Annotated in this window: 8 protein-coding genes, 2 tRNA genes and 2 rRNA genes (1 of these 12 only partly in view); 2 read left to right on the top strand and 10 right to left on the bottom strand. The window is 40.9% G+C overall.

Annotated elements, in window-relative coordinates; all coding sequences use genetic code 11:
* The 10 genes from prwr041_RS07810 to prwr041_RS07765 form a co-directional block, all read right to left on the bottom strand.
* Positions 1-1020 (bottom strand): 23S ribosomal RNA (locus prwr041_RS07810); it reaches 1878 nt to the left of the window's first position.
* Positions 1021-1202: 182 nt separating this feature from the next.
* Positions 1203-1276: transfer RNA gene (locus prwr041_RS07805), tRNA-Ala, on the bottom strand.
* A 16-nt stretch (positions 1277-1292) separates the two neighbouring features.
* Positions 1293-1366, bottom strand: a tRNA-Ile gene (locus prwr041_RS07800).
* Positions 1367-1525: 159 nt separating this feature from the next.
* Positions 1526-3055: ribosomal RNA gene (locus prwr041_RS07795) — 16S ribosomal RNA — on the bottom strand.
* Together the 16S and 23S rRNA genes with 2 tRNA genes alongside form the textbook arrangement of a ribosomal RNA operon.
* Before the next feature lie 1388 nt (positions 3056-4443).
* Positions 4444-6360 (bottom strand): glycoside hydrolase family 13 protein, encoded by a 1917-nt coding sequence (locus prwr041_RS07790; protein ID WP_207153264.1) that lies wholly within the window; start codon positions 6358-6360, stop codon positions 4444-4446.
* 6 nt (positions 6361-6366) lie between these two features.
* On the bottom strand, positions 6367-8274 hold the full coding sequence (gene pulA, locus prwr041_RS07785) for a type I pullulanase (protein WP_207153263.1): 1908 nt from the start codon (positions 8272-8274) through the stop codon (positions 6367-6369).
* A 10-nt stretch (positions 8275-8284) separates the two neighbouring features.
* Positions 8285-10414, bottom strand: coding sequence for a glycoside hydrolase family 97 protein (locus tag prwr041_RS07780; protein ID WP_207153262.1), 2130 nt, complete (start codon positions 10412-10414; stop codon positions 8285-8287).
* Positions 10415-10477: 63 nt separating this feature from the next.
* A complete protein-coding gene (locus prwr041_RS07775; protein WP_207153261.1) occupies positions 10478-13177 on the bottom strand; it encodes a 4-alpha-glucanotransferase in 2700 nt (899 codons plus the stop codon).
* Between the two features lie 160 nt (positions 13178-13337).
* Positions 13338-14660: an MFS transporter gene (locus prwr041_RS07770; protein WP_207153260.1), complete on the bottom strand. Its 1323-nt coding sequence runs from the start codon at positions 14658-14660 to the stop codon at positions 13338-13340.
* 50 nt (positions 14661-14710) lie between these two features.
* On the bottom strand, positions 14711-15736 hold the full coding sequence (locus prwr041_RS07765; RefSeq protein WP_207153259.1) for a LacI family DNA-binding transcriptional regulator: 1026 nt from the start codon (positions 15734-15736) through the stop codon (positions 14711-14713).
* Positions 15737-16160: 424 nt separating this feature from the next.
* Between prwr041_RS07765 and prwr041_RS07760 the strand changes: the two genes are divergently transcribed.
* Positions 16161-19241: a SusC/RagA family TonB-linked outer membrane protein gene (locus prwr041_RS07760; protein ID WP_207155621.1), complete on the top strand. Its 3081-nt coding sequence runs from the start codon at positions 16161-16163 to the stop codon at positions 19239-19241.
* 22 nt (positions 19242-19263) lie between these two features.
* Positions 19264-20889, top strand: coding sequence for a RagB/SusD family nutrient uptake outer membrane protein (locus tag prwr041_RS07755; protein ID WP_207153258.1), 1626 nt, complete (start codon positions 19264-19266; stop codon positions 20887-20889).
* Positions 20890-20941 lie beyond the last annotated feature (52 nt).

The raw sequence follows: 20941 nt of genomic DNA, 5'->3' as shown, positions 1-20941 counted from the left end.
GATTCTTCTCCTCTCGGGAACGGACCTTAGCACCCGTCCCCTTACTGCATATCTGCCGCTCATGAGCATTCGGAGTTCGTCAGGTCTCGATAGGCGGTGAAGCCCTCTTGACCTATCGGTCGCTCTACCTCTCATGAGGATCAATACACGCGGCACCTAAATGCCTTTCGGGGAGTACGAGCTATCTCCAAGTTTGATTGGCCTTTCACTCCTACACTCAACTCATCCAGAAGCTTTTCAACGCTTATTGGTGCGGACCTCCATTCCGTGTTACCGGAACTTCATCCTGGTCAAGTGTAGATCACTTGGTTTCGCGTCTACCCCCTCTGACTGAACGCCCTGTTCAGGCTCGCTTTCACTGCGGTTGCGGGGCTTAACCCCTTAACCTTGCCAGAGATGGTAACTCGTAGGTTCATTATGCAAAAGGCACGCCGTCACTGATTGCTCAGCTCCGACCGCTTGTAGGCGTATGGTTTCAGGAACTATTTCACTCTTCTTATCGAAGTTCTTTTCACCTTTCCCTCACGGTACTGGTTCACTATCGGTCTCACAGGAGTATTTAGCCTTACCGGATGGTCCCGGCAGATTCGCGCAGAATTCCTCGTGCTCCGCGTTACTCAGGATACCACTATGCCGGATTCAACTTCACATAAGGGGCTATCACCCGCTATGGCTGAACTTTCCAGTTCATTCTGTTCATTGTCTCCATACAATCACGTGGTCCTACAACCCCGGCGGTGCGTTGCCACATCACCGGTTTGGGCTGGTCCCCGTTCGCTCGCCACTACTAGGGGAATCATTATTTATTTTCTCTTCCTCCGGGTACTAAGATGTTTCAGTTCCCCGGGTTAACCCTCACGACTGGCGTGAGTGACTGTCCTTCAGACAGACGGGTTGTCCCATTCGGAAATCCTCGGATCAGCGGCTATTTGCACCTACCCGAAGCTTATCGCAGCTTATCACGTCCTTCATCGTCTCTGTGAGCCTAGGCATCCACCATACGCCCTTTCTTACTTTCTTTCGCCAACATGACATTAATGTCATGAGGTTGCTCATACTTTCAGCTGTTAAGTGAAATCCTTAAATCTTGCGATTTTCTTGATTTCAAAGTTTGAACTTTATTACTTTACAGTTTTGCTTGTGTCAATATGTCAAAGATCTATCTGGAATGCATATACTTAATCAAAAGTATGTTCCATGTGTGGAGAATAACGGATTCGAACCGTTGACCCCCTGCTTGCAAAGCAGGTGCTCTAGCCAGCTGAGCTAATCCCCCGAGGGATTGTAAGGAGTAGTCCCAGGCAGACTTGAACTGCCGACCTCCACATTATCAGTGTGGCGCTCTAACCAACTGAGCTATAGGACTATATCTTCCAGCTGGTTCATTCAAGCTACGTGGGCTTTTTGCTGCCCAGCTTCCTTATTTCTCTTATATCTATAAACAGTTCAGTGAGTACAAGAAGGAAAAGAACCAAACTCTTGTTCTATCCTTATATATAATCCATTGTTGGAAAATCGTCTCCAGAAAGGAGGTGTTCCAGCCGCACCTTCCGGTACGGCTACCTTGTTACGACTTAGCCCCAATTACCAGTTTTGCCCTAGGCCGTTCCTTGCGGTCACGGACTTCAGGCACCCCCGGCTTTCATGGCTTGACGGGCGGTGTGTACAAGGCCCGGGAACGTATTCACCGCGCCATGGCTGATGCGCGATTACTAGCGAATCCAGCTTCGTGGGGTCGGGTTGCAGACCCCAGTCCGAACTGGGACCGGCTTTAAGGATTGGATTACTTTTGCAAGCAACCGTCTCTCTGTACCGGCCATTGTAACACGTGTGTAGCCCCGGACGTAAGGGCCGTGCTGATTTGACGTCATCCCCACCTTCCTCACACCTTACGGTGGCAGTATCTCCAGAGTGCCCAGCATCACCTGATGGCAACTAAAGAAAGGGGTTGCGCTCGTTATGGCACTTAAGCCGACACCTCACGGCACGAGCTGACGACAACCATGCAGCACCTTCACAGAGGCCCCGAAGGGCATCACCATCTCTGGATCTTTCCTCTGCAATTCAAGCCCGGGTAAGGTTCCTCGCGTATCATCGAATTAAACCACATGTTCCTCCGCTTGTGCGGGCCCCCGTCAATTCCTTTGAGTTTCACCGTTGCCGGCGTACTCCCCAGGTGGGATGCTTAATGCTTTCGCTTGGCCGCTGGCCCAGGTGGGTCAACAGCGGGCATCCATCGTTTACCGTGCGGACTACCAGGGTATCTAATCCTGTTCGATACCCGCACTTTCGAGCTTCAGCGTCAGTTGTGCTCCCGTAAGCTGCCTTCGCAATCGGAGTTCTTCGTGATATCTAAGCATTTCACCGCTACACCACGAATTCCGCCTACGTTGCGCACACTCAAGTCTGCCAGTTCGCGCTGCAATTCAGATGTTGAGCATCTACATTTCACAACACGCTTAACAGACGGCCTACGCTCCCTTTAAACCCAATAAATCCGGATAACGCCTGGACCTTCCGTATTACCGCGGCTGCTGGCACGGAATTAGCCGGTCCTTATTCATACAGTACCTGCAAATAACCACACGTGGCTAACTTTATCCCTGTATAAAAGCAGTTTACAACCCATAGGGCCGTCATCCTGCACGCTACTTGGCTGGTTCAGGCTTTCGCCCATTGACCAATATTCCTCACTGCTGCCTCCCGTAGGAGTTTGGACCGTGTCTCAGTTCCAATGTGGGGGACCTTCCTCTCAGAACCCCTACTGATCGTTGCCTTGGTGGGCCGTTACCCCGCCAACAAGCTAATCAGACGCATCCCCATCCATAACCGATAAATCTTTATTCCTAATCAGATGCCGTCAAAGGAAATTATAGAGCATTAGTCTTACTTTCGCAAGGTTATTCCCTAGTTGTGGGCAGGTTGGATACGCGTTACTCACCCGTGCGCCGGTCGTCGACAAGGAAAGCAAGCTTTCCTCTCGTTACCCCTCGACTTGCATGTGTTAAGCCTGTAGCTAGCGTTCATCCTGAGCCAGGATCAAACTCTCCATTGTAAAATATTATATATTCTATTTCTAGAATGTCTGTAATCTGTTCAGAACGAATCTCCTAAATTATTGTAGTCTAAAACCTGATTTTTTCGAAACCGAACCTAAGTCCGGTGACGGTTTGTTTCTTTTTACCCGAGTACCGAAATAAATCCCAGCACTCGCTTCTTGTACTACTTTTCTGTCTATGTAAATCTTTTCAAAGAACTCTTTCTTTTGCTGTAAGAGAAGCGTTGTTCTCAAAAGCGAATGCAAAAGTATAGGTTTTTATCCGAACCTCCAAATCTTTTTATGAAAAAGTTTCAATTATATTTCATTATTTCCGTTTTGTTGACAGAATCATGTATTTCAAAATATATACACATTATTATATATAAAAGGAACTCTTAATGCTTATAGTTATGCCAGACAAATAGCTAAACAAAGGGGATTCCTACCTGTGAAAATTCGTTTTTTCTAGCTACGAAGCTACGTAAACGGATTAACTTACTGTTGTTTAGCAAGTTACGTAATATTTTACAGAAATACAGCTACGGCAGGCTACGTTCGAGCTACGGCATGGGATGGCGTTTCAACGATGAAACGGAAAAGATGGAATTATTCGGGATTACTTTTGAACCGGAAAAAGAAAACGTTTTAACGATGGAATGGAAACGTTTTAACGATATAACGGAAACGTTTGATCGATGGAATGCAAACGTTATGTCGTAGGAATGAAAACGTTATAACGATACAATAGAAACGTTTGATCGTAGAAACGGTTTGATGGATGGGTATTAATGGTCTGCCGTCAGTCTTCTAGGTTTCATTCTTCCTACATACAGTTTTCTAAAAAAAAGCGTCGAAGTGTCGAGTCCTTGATCATCAGGAAGTTATGTTAAGAACAAGTGTCGGCAAGGTGTCGGTGAAGTGTCGGTAAAAATCAGAAATGCGCCGACACCTTACCGACACTTCACCGACACTTAAATCACAGCTAACATATTGATAGTCAGACATTCGACACTTAGACACTTATATTTTAAAAAGTCCTAGTACGCACGTACGTACATAATATATATAAGCGTTTAAATATATATCTCAGAAAGAATGTCATATTGAAATTCACCTATGTTTTTGGGCTAAGACTTCAATTCTATATCAAAACACCTGATATTGACGTAGCTTGAACGTAGCCTGACGTAGCTAACTTTCCTAGTACAAACGTTCTCCTTCCCTTTGTATAAAGCCGGTTCAGGAGATGACGTAGCTACGTAGCTAAAAAATGAAAAGCATAAGGTGATAATATGACTGACAACAATAAAAAGCTGCACAGCAAAAAGACATTAACAAAAAGCCTTAACTCCAATATAACAATATCAAGGAGTTAAGGCTTCTTTATAATAGACTAGACTGAACTAAAATTCAATAATCATAGACTGGCGAGGCTGTAATTTTATATCTTTTGATATATCAACGCTATTTCCAGTCACGACATCCTTTGCAGAACTGTTGCTACCAATAACCTCAGCATAACGAGATACAGGCATTAAAACATCATTTGTTGTACCATTAAGAATTGTAAGAACTGTCTTACCTCCATACTGACGTGCTATGACATAAACGCCCTTGAAAGGAACAAACTGAATCTGCTTTCCTTTGGTAACAACTTCATTATTCTGACGCCAATGCAGCAGTTTGCTTACCCAATTAAACATGGCATTTTCATCCATACTCCTACCCTCTGCTGTAAAGGCATTATGAGAATCACCAGCAAAACCTCCAGGGAAATCCTTTCTCACATTACCATCCGTTTTTTCCTTAGTACCGTTCATCAGCACTTCTGTTCCATAATAGAGTTGAGGAATACGGTTAACTGTGAGCAATATAGATAATGCCTGTTTTAGAGCAAGCGTGTCTTTACCATTACCAAGGAATCTATCAGTATCGTGATTTTCAATAAAAGCCATAACATTTGATGGATTCTGATAAAGATAATCGTAACAGAAACTACCATAGATACGATTAAGTCCCTTCCACCAATCATCAGTCTCTTCGTTCTTTGCCTGATTAATCTTATCATAGAAACTAAAGTCCATTACCGTCTTCAAATAACTATTGACAGTAGATAACTTTGAATCTTTCTGCCACGCAGCAGTATAAGCAGGTTCAGTTACCCAAGTTTCACCAACAGTATTAAAGTTGGGATATTCGTTATCAATTGTCTTCATCCATAACGACATCGCATTTCTATCAGCATAAGGGTACGTATCCATGCGGATTCCGTCTATACCAACAGTTTCTATCCACCATTCACTATTTTGAATTAGGTATTTGATTACATGCGGATTGTGCTGATTAAGATCAGGCATGCTTGGCACAAACCAACCATCTACAGTCTCATGCAAATCAATTTTGCTTGCATAAGGATCTAATACAGGAGTTAGCTTATAACTTGTCTGAAGATATTTTGACTTACCATCCTTTGCCCCGAAACCTGTCATAGGATTTCGACCATCAAGTTTCTTTTCTTTTAACCAATCCGGGGTATTAAACCAGTCGGCAGAAGGAATATCGGCAACCCAAGGATGTTCAAATCCACAATGATTGAAAATCATATCCATTACGACTTTCAGCCCATGCTTATGGGCATCATCAATAAGAGCTTTGTACTCGTCGTTTGTTCCAAATCTTGGATCTACACGATAATAATCAGTTGTGGCATAACCGTGATAAGTACTGAAACCATTATTATCTGGAGAATTATTTTCCAATACAGGAGTAAACCACAACGCCGTAACACCAAGTTGATTGAAATAATCAAGATGCTGACGTATTCCAGCTATATCGCCTCCATGACGAAGACTAGGCATAGTTCGATCTACAACATATTTATTCATGCCCTTCAAAGGCTTACTGATATTCTTACCAGAAGCAAAACGGTCTGGCATGAGCATATAAAGTACATCGGAATTAGAGAAGCCATAACGCTTGTCACCTTCCATTGCCCTATTCTTCAACTGATACTTAATTGTGACAGAAGACTTGCCTGTAAAAAACTTCAAAGGCATTTCACCAGCCTTTGCCCCGCCAACATTAAGATAAACTAAGAGATAGTTTGGTGAATCAAGACGCACCACGCTGTCAACCTTTACTCCATTGTAGTTAACCTTTACATCGGCATTCTTAATGTCCTTACCATAAACCATTAACTGAAGGGAAGGATTTTTCATCCCAACAAACCAGTTTGCTGGTTCGACCTTGCTAACCTTAACTGCACCATTCATTGTCATTGCAGACAATAATAAACTGATACTGAATATAAATTGCTTCATTGGTATTTATTTATTATACATTATCAAGGCAGACTGTGCATCTACAGTAACTTTACCGCCAGCAAGCTGTCCTAATCCATTTTCATTAATCACTCCGTCACAACCGACAACGGTATACTCATCCTGCGGAACATCAACGTCACATGGCGAGTTATTACCATTGAGCAGTACAATGATATTTTTCCATTTATCACCACCGGCATTGTCTTTTAATATAAAACCTACCATACATGGTTGAATAGGAAGGAACTGAAGTTTTTCTCTGACCAAATCGGCATCTCCGAGACGAAAAGCAGGATGATTCTTCCTAAGCTGTATCAAGTTCTTATAATATTCAAACACCTGTGGATACTTATCCATATTGTTCCAGTCTAGACTATTTATAGTGTCTGGCGAACTAAAAGAATTATGCACACCTTTTTTATCGCGCAACATCTCTTCACCACTGAGCATGAACGGGACACCCTGAGAAAGGAATACTGCAGTCTGAGCTAACTCGTCAAGACGTATAATCTGATCTGCATCAGCATTCGGCACAGAACTCTTTAGACGGTCAACAAGACACATATCATCGTGGCAACTCACATAGCTAATCTGTTGTGTTGGCTGCAAGGCCCAAGGTTTCTTGTCATAGTTTACCTTTTGCATATCAACCTGTGGATGCATGATACCACCAACGATACCAAATTTCAAGCTTTCTTCCTCTCCTGAAATGCCAGCAAGAAATGCACCTTTATGATCGTCGTTAAAAGGACCACGAAGAGCATCGCGCATATCATCACTGAAAGCAGCTATTCCAGGCATTTCTAATATGTTTGCCTTTACTGCTAGTTTCTCTACAGGATATGCACAATTACCGGCACTCCAACCTTCTCCATATATAAATATTGTAGGATCAATGCTATTTACCTCTGCGCGTATCTCATTCATCGTCTCAATGTCATGTACCCCCATGAGATCGAAACGGAAACCATCAATATGATATTCATTAATCCAATATTTTACACTCTCAAGCATGAAACTACGCATGAGAGGCTTTTCTGAAGCCGTCTCATTTCCACATCCAGAACCGTTAGACGGTGTTCCATCAGCATTATAGCGATAGTAATATCCTGGATACGTCTTTTCAAAGTTGCTGTTTTTGAGATCGAATGTGTGATTATACACAACATCAAGGATAACTCTTATCCCAGCATTATGCAAAGCCTGCACCATGCGTTTAAACTCATAGATACGCTTTACCGGAGAATAAGGATCTGTGGAATATCCACCATCGGGCACATTATAGTTTACAGGATCATACCCCCAGTTATATTGTGCACTGTCAAGGTGTGTCTCGTCAACAGATGCATAATCGAAAGAAGGCAAAATATGAACGGCATTAATACCCAATTGCTTAAGATGTTCTATCGCCTTCGGTTCGGTTAAAGAAAGAAACTTACCCTTATTGATTATCCCAGAAGACGCATCAACAGAATAATCACGCCAATGCATTTCATAAATAACCAAGTCGGCAGGTGATTTTATCAACGGTCGCACATCGGCATCCCAGTTATCAGGATTAGTATCAAGCATGTTAAGGATTGCTCCACGTCTGCCATTAACCCCAACAGCCTTTGCAAAAACGCCAGGAGTCTCCCCTTTGCCTATATCAAACGTATAGAACTTTCCCTTGAGATTGCCTTTTATAATTACTTTCCACTTATCAGCGCCATCGCTCTTCATCCTTATGGTCTTGAGCAACTTGCCTGAAATACCATTGTCGTATATGCGAACAACACCCTTACTAGGTGAGTTCAGACTAAAAACAGTCTGCTCAGGACTGTAAGACATCTCATTAAAGACATCCTGTGCTTGAGCAAACTGAAATAGCAAAGCTGACAATGCTGTCATATATAAGGATTTTATATTCATAATATAAACATTAAAGCTTAATAACGCTAACTGCAAATCCGCCACCACGTGCCTCATCAATTTTCAGCACGTCACCTTTCTTTACAGCTTTCTTTGTGATAACATAAGCCTTTGGATTCTTCTCATAGTCGGCATTCTTTGCATCTGCATATACGGTGCAAGCATACTTCTTTCCCTTTTCAAGGAAATCAAGTTTGATGGTACTCTTATGACCATTCTCGTCACACTTGCCACCGATAAACCAATTATCTGTTCCCTTAGCTTTACGCGCTACAGTAATGTAATCACCAGGTTCAGCCTCTAGATATTTACTATCAGACCAATCTACCGCTACATCACGTATAAACTGGAAAGCATCATCATACTTCTCATAATGTTCAGGAAGGTCGGCAGCCATCTGCAACGGACTATACATTACAAGGTATAGAGCTAGCTGACCGCACAATGTGGTATGCACATAAGAAGTATTCTTTGACCAAGTCTTCAACTGAGTTTCGAAGATGCCAGGTGTATAGTCCATTGGACCACCCTGCAAACGAGTAAACGGCAATACTACAGTATGATCAGGATTGCTTCCACCAAAAGCCTCATACTCTGTACCTCTTGCACTCTCGTTACCAACAAGGTTAGGATATGTGCGGCAAAGTCCGGTAGGACGTGTAGCCTCGTGGGCATTAACCATGATATGATGCTTTGCAGCCATCTTTACATTATAAAGATAATGATTGTTCATAAACTGTCCGTAATGGTGTTCACCACGTGGGATAATATCTCCTACATAACCCGTCTTCACTGCGTCGTATCCATATTTATTCATCAAATTGAAAGCATCTTCCATGTGGCGCTCATAGTTGATAGCCGATGAAGAAGTTTCGTGGTGCATAAGTAGTTTCACGCCCTTTGAATGAGCGTAGTCATTAAGCATTTTGATATCGAAATCAGGATAAGGAGTGACAAAGTCGAAAACATCAAACTTAGAGTTTCCAGCCCAGTCTTCCCAACCTTCGTTCCAACCTTCAACTAGGACCTCGTTAAGTCCATTCTTTGCTGCGAAATCAATATATTTCTTAACTTCAGCATTATTAGCTCCGTGAGTTCCATTTGGCTTACATTTAGAGTAATCAGTTACTCCAAGACGTACAGAAGGCAAATCATTAGTATAACTCCATGAGTTTCGACCAACAATCATCTCCCACCATACACCGCAATACTTTACTGGATGAATCCAAGAAACATCAGAAAGAGCACATGGTTCGTTAAGATTAAGTGTGAGTTTGCAAGAAAGCATGTCACGGGCATCATCGCTCACCATAACTGTTCTCCAAGGCGATTTACAAGGTGTCTGCATATAGCCCTTCATACCTTCGGCATCAGGAGTGAGCCAAGACTCAAACACCATATTCTTGTCGTCAAGGTTCAGGCTCATTGTAGAATAGTCAACACATGCAGCCTCATGTATATTGATATAGAGTCCGTCATCGGTCTTCATCTGTAAAGCGGTCTGCACTCCAGTTGGTGAGAATGTAGTCTGAGAAGAGTTCTCTGTAACAGCAGACTTCATTAGTCCTCGAATTTGAGAAAGCTTAGAAGTAACTGTCTCATATTCCTGTGTATCATAGTCACCCGGTAACCACCAAGCCTTATGATCCCCAGTCATAGCAAACTGGGTATGTTCGTCCTTGATTATAAAATAGTTCAAGTCTTTTTGTTGTGGGAACTCATAACGAAGTCCCATACCATAATCATAAACGCGGAAGCGGATTATGATATTACGGTTGCTTGATTCCTGATTAAGAGTTACAGCCATTTCATTATAATTATTGCGAATGGTTGAAGTTTCCCCCCATACAGGTTTCCAAGTCTCGTCGAATGTTGAAGTTTTTGTGTCGGCAACTGTAAAGCCATCCATTAGGTCAGTCTCCTTAAAGCCTTTAGAGGCATGCTTGTTTTTAGCTAGTTCAAGTCCTAAGTGACTTGGTTTGATTACAGCTTTGTTCTTGTATGTCATCGAATATGTAGGCACACCATTGCCGGTAAGTGAAAACGTTAAGCTCACTTTGCCGTCAGGAGACTTTATTGTCTGTGCGGCAGCTAACATCGGCAACATCAAAGCGATAAAGAATAGTTGTATTTTTTTCATTTTAAACGTAAATTTATTAAGCATCTCCTTTCCAAGCAAATGGTATGGAGATGCAGTAATTGTTTATTTTCTTCCTGATTGATTTATTAGTTCTGTAATATTTTCCTTGAAATCTATGTTATTTATCAAGTCTTCTATTTTCACATGCATGCGATAACGCCAGTAATGTTTTGGGTTAGCTGGGATGTTTATGCGCTCAGCATTCTGGTCTGCAAGACGAAGTTTCTCGTCTATTGACAACCAGTCCTGAATAGATAAAATACAAAGCATACTAGGTGAAGTGAGGTGACGGCTTATAATATCGCGAGCCAACCAACCAGGAAGTGGATGCGGAGCTGCACCACCACGATAGAGCATCGAATTATAATAAGCCTGAGTGCGTTCAATATCCTCATCCCACCACTGACGAAGCGTCGGCATGTCGTGACTTGAGATTGTACATACTGAGCGGTAAGGGTTACGGCTGAGATGTCCGAATCTCACATGAGGATCCTTAGGCATACTTTGTAGTTCGAGACTTAATATTTTCAATTCGTTCATCACCCAAGGCACACAGTCTGGAACCATACCTAAATCCTCAGCACACACAAGCATACGTGTTGCCTGAACAAGTTTAGGAAGTTTCTTTATTGCCTCACGATACCAAAACTGATTGTTACGGCGATAAAAGTAATCATTATATATACGGTTGAAAATCTCCTTATCGCCATCATATAGTGCCTCATAAGTGAAATCAAACTGAGCACTGATTCTAGGATGGAATTTATTATAATCTTTGTGGTCACGGACAAACAAGACATTACTTATCAATGAATAAAGTCCATCTCTAACCCATGTATCTATATCAGAAGTTTTACCTTCAAAAGCAGCCTCAACTTTACGCTGAGTATCATATTCTGGTTTCATTACCCAAATATCATCATGAGAATGGTTAAGGTATTTATCCTTTACCTCACCAGCATGTTCCTTGAATACACGATCAAGAATCCAATCACTGATAAATGGTTTCGTAAAATGTTCCTCATTAAAATGCAGTCCATAAGCCTCAATTTCCTCGCGAGTCAAACCCAAAGCTGGAGAGAACTGTCCGAGCAGTCCATGAACAGCATCGACGGGTATTTCCCATATACGGAAAAAACCAAGCACATGGTCGATGCGATAGGCATCAAAAAACTTATTCATGTTTTGGAATCTATGTACCCACCATGCACAATCGTCCTTGATCATCTCATCCCAGTTATATGTTGGGAATCCCCAATTCTGACCGTTTACTGAAAAATCATCAGGAGGAGCACCAGCCTGTCCATTAAGATTGAAGTATTTTGGTTCCATCCAAACATCACATCCATTGCGGTTTACACCGATAGGAATATCACCCTTGAGGACTACCCCCTTAGAACGTGCATATTTGTGAACAGACTCCATCTGTGAGTTGAGGATGTATTGAACAAAATAGAAAAATTCAACCTCTTTATATTCCTTACTTCCAGGTGTAGACAGAGCCTTGCGATCATTCTCATTCCACGCAGAATGACCGTTCCATTTAGAGAAGTCTGCTGTTGCATATTTATCTCTCAAACAGCAATACTGTGCATAAGGGACAAGCCATGATTCGGCTTCAGCAAAGAATTTCTTGAATTCAGCACTATTGAATATATGTTTGCCTTCTTGAAGATATATTTCCTGAAGATATTTTAGCTTAGCATCGTTTACCTTCTCATAGTCTATCTGTGCAAGTGAATTAAGCTGAATACGTAAAGATTCAAATTCAGAAGACTTTTGCGCATCCTTAATTTTAGGGAGCAAAGTGAGATCGGCATATTGCGGATGAAGAGCAAAAATACTTATACAACTATATGGATATGAGTCAGTCCAAGTATGAGTGATCGTTGTATCGTTAATTGGTAGGACCTGAAGCACACGTTGATTTGTAGCTGCGATCCAGTCGATTGCTTTTTTTAAATCACCGAAATCACCTATACCGAAACTAGCATCAGAACGCAACGAGAATACAGGAACAAGGGTTCCAGCTAACTTAAGATCAGGAATCTCAAAGAAAGCTTGATCAAGATAATACACTGCAACATCACCATCAGCAATATCAACCAAGTTTATTTCACGATTTAATCCTGTTTCCCAAAGTGTATTCTGATTATCATCGTTATCAATGGCAGCGAATTTAAATTCAAGTTTATTATACTTTAATGTCGAAGCATCTATATCTACAACCCATTCATTATAATTATGCTCGCACATTGGTATTGCCTTGAAGACATCCCATGCACCGAGGGAAGTATCCTTTCCGACAACCGCAAGACTTTTATTGTCACGTAACTGCGGAGCTCTCACGATAAGACGAAGAGTTCTTGAAAAATTAGAAGGTAAGGGAGTTGAAAGTTTACGCTTGTTTACACACTCAGTAAAAGCAGAACTGTATAAATAAGAATCCTCTGGGATATCAATCCAATGATCGAAAACCTTATATGACTTTCCTTTATCAGCACTTATCTCAAGACGATGAGGTTGCGTGAGCCATTCATGACGCTTTTCATTTCCATCACAATCAATACTATAGAAATAGTCGATGACAGAATTCTGTGAGGAAGCAGACTTGTTTAGGTCGTACCACCAATGCTTACCATGAACATTGTTCATTCTGAATTGAGAAAGTTTATCTTTCACATTTTTGACTCTTTCAACAACATTCAGCAAAATTTCTTCGCCAAAGACAGTCTCATAGTCTATATTAAAACTTATTTTCATACGGCGTGTAGTAATTTTTTTGTAAAGATAACAATTAAAAGCTAACTCGGTTTAATGGATTTGCACAAATTCGCCATTTAATAGTGCAATCGTTTGCACGCATGGAAAAAGAAAATCTCCCAATCTATATTAAGATTGGGAGATTTTAATTATTATATTATTAATCTTTATCCTTAATTGCAAACACACAGAGTGCTCCGACAACAAGACAAGCTCCTGCAAAAATCATCATATTACTCTGATTAGAGCCTAGGAGTGAAAGAATTGTTCCGCCCAAAAGAGCAGCTATTATCTGAGGTACACATATTGTACCGTTGAAAAGTCCAAGGTATGCTCCCATGTGACCATAGCCCTGCAAGGCATTTGTAACAAAAGTAAATGGCATGGCAAGCATTGCTGCCCATGCACAACCTATAAGAATAAATGCAATAAACTGCACATACGGATTAGGGATGAAAGGAATAAGCGCAAAACCGATACCGCCAAGAACAAGACTTATGGAATAGCCCAATTTACGATTCTTAAACTGAGGTAGCAACATCGCCCAGACAACACTGCCTAAAGCCTGAACAGCATATAACACGCCAACCCAGTTACCTGCTATCTGATAAGCTTCAGTAGACGTGGCATGAGGATCAAGCATATTCACATGCCAACAGGTATCCGCAATAGCGCCATTAGTATAAGTCCACATATACATGAAAGCAGCCCAACAGAAGAACTGAACTAATCCAACTCTCCAGAATGTAGCAGGTGCATTCGTCAAAAGAGTTATCCAGTTACCACTGGCATGCGAAGAGGTTTCCTCTGTAGCTTCATTATATTCAGCATATTCCTTAGGATTCCACTCCTTAACTTTTACCGTAGTGTATATTACACAAAGTATAAGTACGGCAGCACCTAAATAGAAAGACCAGATAACGGAATCTGGGACAACGCCAGGACTAGCAGTATTGGCTATACCCAAAGCAGTAAAGAAGAACGGAAACACAAAACCGACAACACTACCAGCATTGCACAAGAAACTTTGTAAACTATAAGCCAAAGCCTTCTGCTTCTCGTTAACCATATCACCAACAAGCATCTTAAACGGCTGCATTGCCATATTGATATTAGTATCAAGAAACATCAGCGAGATAAGTCCGAAAATCATTCCCGCACCTACTGACAAACCTAGCGAACCAGCATTAGGTAACAGACACATCACCAATACGGCAACTGTTGCACCAATAAATAAGTAAGGTATACGACGACCAAATCTACACCATGTCTTATCACTCAAAGTTCCCACAATAGGCTGAACTAAGATGCCCATCAACGGAGGGAGTATCCAGAAATAACTAAGGTTATGAGGATCAGCACCAAGAGTGGCAAAGATTCTAGAAATATTAGCACTCTGAAGAGCATAGGCAATCTGTACGCCAAAGAATCCAAAGCTTAAATTCCAAAGCCCCATGATTCCCATATTAGGTTTTTGTTTCATAGTTTAAATCTTATATTCTCTAACTGAGATGTTTTTATTAATTAGTTACATTATCTTGTTGTTCCGCGTATAATAAGACTAGTCCTCACGATTCTCTTCTCAACTTTGTCGGAAGGTATCAAGCCCTCTACCTGTCCTATTAATATATTGGCAGCCTCCTCACCAACAACAACACCACGCTGTTCTACAGTGGTTAGCATCGGGTCACAGGCTATTGCACGCTGTCCATTTGTAAATCCACATATACTAATATCATCAGGAATATGAAAGCCCATACGCTTGGCTGTGTATAGTACTCCAATAGCTGTATCGTCATTTACTGCAAAGAAAGCATCAGGATGGTCTTCCATACTCAATATCTCGGGAGTAATAGCTTCGGCATCAGCCCTATTATCACAATACTTCACAAAACGTGAATCAAGCTGCAATCCGTTGTTGAGCAATGCGTCACGATAACCATTATATCTATTCTTGGTAATTTCGAGTCTCATTGAAAATCCGTAGAATGCAATTCTCTTGCAACCTGTATCAATAAGATGATTCACAGCTGTGTAAGCCCCCATATAATCATCAACAACAACGCGACTGCAATCTACGCCCGTACATATTCTATCATAAAATACCAAAGGGACGCCATGATCTATCAGACTCTGAAAATGATCATACTTAGCTGTATCTTTAGCTTGCGAAACTATCACACCACACACTTTGTTCTCAAAGAATGACTTACATATATCTACCTCACGCTCATATTTTTCATTGCTTTGCGCAACCATGATGCGATATCCACGTGCAGAAGCCTCTTCCTCAATACCACTTAGAATAGAAGAAAAATAAAAATGCGTAAACTGTGGTACTATTACTCCTATAATTTTCACAGGCTTTACACGACTGTTGCGCAAAGTCTCGGCAATAAAGTTAGGATAGAAATTATGCTCACGAGCATAATTCTTTATCAATTCTCGTCTCTTTTCACTTATTCTCGGACTATCTTTAAGAGCACGGGAAACTGTAGCCACGGAAACACCAAGTTCTCTGGCGATATCTTTCATTGTTATAGGTGTAGATTCTTTCATGGTTCTAACTTAAATTTTATGATGCACTCCTTTAGGGGGATCCAACAATTTATTATCGAACATTATGCAAAGACACTGCAAAAAGAGAGCAGAATCATCAAATTTGTTTGAAGGTTTTGTCGAATGCAGCTGTATCTCATGCAAAGATATGCAAATCATTCAAAAGCTGTTTTTTTACACTATCTTTAATTAGCAAAAGTTTGCGCAAACGTTTGCACAATATAAATAACGTTTTTAACTCAAAAAAAGTACAAAGTATCGTTAAGAAAATTACTTTTGCATCGTGAGCCATGACATAACTATGCCATATCACCATGAAACGACAACCTAATAACTTGATGTACTTGTTATTTTTACGGTATTGCCTAAAAACAAAAAAACAATAAATAATATATTAACGTTAACTTAAAAATCAAAGTAAATGATGAAGCAGGTAAAATTCAAATTGCCTTTAAGGAATCTAGCTATCGCTGCTAGTTTATTCCTTTCAGCAACCGCCTTTGCACAGTCTGGAGCTGTTAAGGGGCAGGTAAAAGATGCTACCGGAGAACCTATCATCGGTGCAACTATTACAGCAAACGGTAAAGCCGTAGGTGTAACAGATTTCGATGGTAACTACTCTATCAATGTTCCTAAAGGTACAGAGATTACTATTTCTTATGTAGGAATGTCATCTAAAAAAGTGACAGCATCCGACAATCTAGTAATAACTCTTAAAGACGATAACAAAACTTTAAATGAAGTAGTTGTTATCGGTTACGGTACGGCAAAGAAGAACGACCTTACTGGTTCAGTAACAGCTATTAAACCAGACGCAATGAACCATGGTCTACAGACTAATGCCACAGATATGATGCAAGGCAAAATTGCCGGCGTAAATGTCACTTCTAATGGAGGTGTTCCTGGTAGTGGCGCAACAATCCGTGTTCGCGGAGGTTCATCTCTTAATGCTTCTAACGACCCATTGATTGTTATTGATGGTCTCGCAATGGATTCTTATGGTGTAAAGGGACTTTCTAACCCTTTGTCTATGGTTAACCCAAATGATATTGAGAGTTTCACCGTATTGAAAGACGCTTCGGCAACTGCAATCTATGGTTCTCGTGCATCTAATGGTGTCATCATTATTACAACCAAGAAGGGACGCAAAGGACAAAAACCACAAGTAAGCTATTCTGGAAACGTTTCGGTTTCAACAAAGAAGAAGACTCTTAAAGTTATGGACGGTCCTACATATACAGATTTTATTAAGAATCTATATGGTGAGAACAGTGATGCTTACAAGGCTCTTGGATGGTATGATAACGATGGAAACCAACACTTTGCTAACACAAATTGGCAAGACCAAATTTATCGTACAGCATTGTCTACTGATCATAATGTAACCGTGAGCGGTGGCGCTGGAAATATGCCATACCGTGTATCTATGGGTTACACAAACAGTCAAGGTATTGTAAAGACATCTAACTTCGAGCGTTACACTGCAAGTTTCAATTTAGCACCATCTTTCCTAAATGATCATTTGACTTTCAATATCAATGCTAAAGGAATGATAGCAAAAAATAAGTATGCTGACGGTGGTGCTATCGGAGCTGCACTTTATATGGATCCAACTAAACCTGTAAGAGCTGATAACAGTATCTACAATAATTACTTCGGTGGTTATACACAGTGGTATACAAAAGCTGAATTTGGTGATGCATCTTGGACTCAAACTAGTAACCGTAATGCTACAGGTAATCCAGTAGCTACTCTAAATCAGAAAGACGACCATTCAATTTCTAGAACTTTGATTGGTAACATAGAAGGTAACTATAAAGTCCAAGGTTTTGAGGACTTGCAACTACACGTAAATGCAGGTATGGATGTTTCTAACGGTAAGCAGACGACAACATGGAGTCCTTACTCTAAGGATAATAACTATTACGGTTATTATGGCTGGACTAAGCAGAAATCATATAATCTGCAACTTTCCATGTATGCACAATATAGTCATGACTGGCTTGGCAATGGAACAAAAGACACACCAGACCATCATTTTGACATTATGGGGGGATATGAGTGGCAGCACTTTCACAACCAGACAGACTATGCAAATTGGGGAACATATCCTAGTACTAATACATTGTCAGGTCAGAAATTCAATGAGAAATCAGCAGAGCATGGTGATATAACCCTAATGAAAACAGAGAACTATCTTGTCTCTTTCTTCGGACGTATGAATTATACGTTGTTAAACCGCTATATGATGACTTTCACTCTCCGTGATGATGGTTCTTCTCGTTTCAACAAGAACAATCGCTGGGGTTTGTTCCCATCAGTAGCAGTGGCTTGGCGTATAAATGACGAGGCTTGGTTGCGCGATGTTAAGGCTATTAATGACTTGAAGCTCCGTTTAGGTTGGGGTATTACAGGTCAGCAAGAAGGAATTGGCGATTACACTTATATCGCAACATACACACCTAACATAGCTCACGCATACTACCCTCTTTTGGGTGACGGCACAACATATCGTCCAGACGTTTACAATCCAAACCTTACTTGGGAAAAGACAACGACATGGAATGCAGGTCTTGACTTGAGTTTACTCAATAATCGTTTGGGATTCAGCGTTGATTATTACTATCGCAAGACCAAAGACTTGATTAACACTGTATTCGTTTCTGCTGGTGGTAACTTTGGTAACAAGATGACATCAAATGTTGGTTCATTACACAATAGTGGTATTGAATTCGCAACAACAGTTCGTCCTATTGTCACAAAAGATTTCTCTTGGGAGATGAACTACAACGTTACATATAACAAAAATAAGGTTGATGAATTGCTTACTGGTAGCGGAAGTAACTACTATGTAGATTCAAGAGATGGTGGCATATCTATCGGTACAGGCGGTAATGTAGAAGCAAACGCTGTTGGTCATTCTGTAAACGCATTCCACGTTTATCAACAGGTTTATGACGCTAATGGCAAACCTATTACCAATACTTTCGTAGATCGCAATAATGATGGCGTAATAAATGATGCAGATAAATATTATTACTATAAGCCAACTCCAGACGTTACAATGGGATTCGGAAACAAGTTCCTATATAAGAACTGGGATTTAGGTTTCACAATGCGTGCTAGTCTTGGAAATTATGTATACAATCATAATCTTGCAGCTTCAATGAATGTTGGTAAAGGTTCTGTTTATCAGTTGGCTTATTTAGGAAACCGCCTTACAGACGCTGTTGCTATTGGTATCACAACTCCTGAAACAAATCAGGTTTACTCTGATTACTTCGTTCAAAACGCTAGTTTCCTGAAAATGGACAATATAACATTAGGTTATAGTTTCCAGACTTTATTTGGTGCAAAGATCTCTGGTCGTGCATATGCAACCGTTCAAAACGTCTTTACAATAACTAAGTACAAAGGAATTGATCCTGAAGTTGCTAACGGTGTAGACAACAATATATACCCACGTCCATTCCAGGCTATCGCTGGTGTTACTCTTAACTTCTAAGTAATTTAAAGACATATATATTATGAAACTAAGATTTAAAAATATATTACCTGCAGCAGCTATTGCTCTCTCTCTTACAGGATTATCTTCTTGTACAGGTGACTTAGATGTTGAAAATATAAATCCACAGCAGGTATCAAAATTCGACCAAAATGCCATATTCAATAAGGTTTATGCCAATATGGTACTTACTGGTCAGACAGGCCCTGACGGAAATAGAGATATTCAGGATGTTGATGAAGGTGCATCAAACATGATTCGTCAAATCTGGAATGCAAATGAACTTACAACAGACGAGGCAGAGTGTACATGGGGTGACCAAGGACTTCCTGAATACAACCACAACACTTGGGGTGACTCTCATCCTATGTTGCAGGCCCTGTATTATCGCTTAATGTTCGGTGTTACTGTTTCTAACTTCTTCCTAACACAAACTTCGTCTAGTACAGATGCAACAACACATGTTGAACGTGCTGAGGTTCGCTTTATGAGAGCATTATATTACTATTATATGATGGACTTATATGGAAATCCTCCTATGGCAACAACGATGGACAATCCAAAACCAAAACAGGCTACACGCCTTGAAGCATTCACATTCGTAGAAAGTGAATTGAAAGCTGTACTTGGTGAAAATGCGAATGATAATGCCGATGTACTTTCAGATGCCCCTGTTTCTTATGGTCGTGCGTCAAAGGCTGCAGCAAATCTTCTGTTAGCCCGTATCTACATAAATGCAAAGGTTTATACTGGTACAGAGCGCTGGAATGATGCCAAGACTTATGCTCAAAAGGTTCTCGGTGACAAAAGCTTCAGCTTACTTACTAGCGATAGTAATGGATACACTGCATACCAGAAACTCTTCATGGGTGATAATGATACAAACGGAGCACAGAATGAAATTATCCTTCCTGCAATCCATGATGGTATCACAACACAGACTTGGGGCGGTTGCTTGTTCATCATTGCTTCAACTACAAATGGTGATATGCTGAAACAGTTCTCTACAGGAACAACAGAAAACTGGGGTGGTAACCGTTGCCGTTTGCAATTCACCCAACAGTTCTTCCCTAATAATGATGCCGCACAGGATTCTTTACCTCCAAGAGTAGCTAAAAAGGCTGGAGATGATCGCGCTTTATTCTATACATGGAAGCGCAAACCATCTATCGAAGATGAATCTTCTTTCGGAAGCGGTTATGCATACGTAAAGTTTCTGAATGTTCACTCAGATGGTTCTCAAGTTCATCATACTCAGTTTGTTGATACAGACTTCCCTATGTTACGTATGGCAGAAGCTTATTTAATATATGCAGAAGCAGACGCAAGAATTAATGGAGGTAGCTGTACACCAGACGGTGTTGCAAAGTTAAACGCTCTTCGTACACGTGCACATGCAAAGACCTTAACTTCTGCTGACTTAGACGTACTATGCAGTGAATGGAGTCGTGAATTCGGTTTCGAAGCCATGCGCCGTACAACTCTTATCAGATTCAACAAATACGGTGGTCAAAGTGCATATAAATGGCAATGGGAAGGTGGAGAAGAGAATGGAAAGTCATTCGATGCTCACTACAACATCTTCGCAATACCTGCATCTGACATGAATGCCAATAGTGAGAACTTAAAGCAGAACCCTGGTTATTAATCGATTTGAACATATCGACAACGTTGATTGTTCTAAAAGGAAATTAATATAA

This window comes from Prevotella herbatica (assembly GCF_017347605.1).
Taxonomy (GTDB): domain Bacteria; phylum Bacteroidota; class Bacteroidia; order Bacteroidales; family Bacteroidaceae; genus Prevotella; species Prevotella herbatica.
This window is presented reverse-complemented; position numbering and strand designations above follow the sequence as displayed.

Excerpts from the sequence above, each read along its gene's own strand:
- prwr041_RS07790 (WP_207153264.1), bottom strand. The coding sequence starts at position 6,360 with ATGAAGCAATTTATATTCAGTATCAGTTTATTATTGTCTGCAATGACA.
- pulA (WP_207153263.1), bottom strand. The coding sequence starts at position 8,274 with ATGAATATAAAATCCTTATATATGACAGCATTGTCAGCTTTGCTATTT.
- prwr041_RS07780 (WP_207153262.1), bottom strand. The coding sequence starts at position 10,414 with ATGAAAAAAATACAACTATTCTTTATCGCTTTGATGTTGCCGATGTTA.
- prwr041_RS07775 (WP_207153261.1), bottom strand. The coding sequence starts at position 13,177 with ATGAAAATAAGTTTTAATATAGACTATGAGACTGTCTTTGGCGAAGAA.
- prwr041_RS07770 (WP_207153260.1), bottom strand. The coding sequence starts at position 14,660 with ATGAAACAAAAACCTAATATGGGAATCATGGGGCTTTGGAATTTAAGC.
- prwr041_RS07765 (WP_207153259.1), bottom strand. The coding sequence starts at position 15,736 with ATGAAAGAATCTACACCTATAACAATGAAAGATATCGCCAGAGAACTT.
- prwr041_RS07760 (WP_207155621.1), top strand. The coding sequence starts at position 16,161 with ATGAAGCAGGTAAAATTCAAATTGCCTTTAAGGAATCTAGCTATCGCT.
- prwr041_RS07755 (WP_207153258.1), top strand. The coding sequence starts at position 19,264 with ATGAAACTAAGATTTAAAAATATATTACCTGCAGCAGCTATTGCTCTC.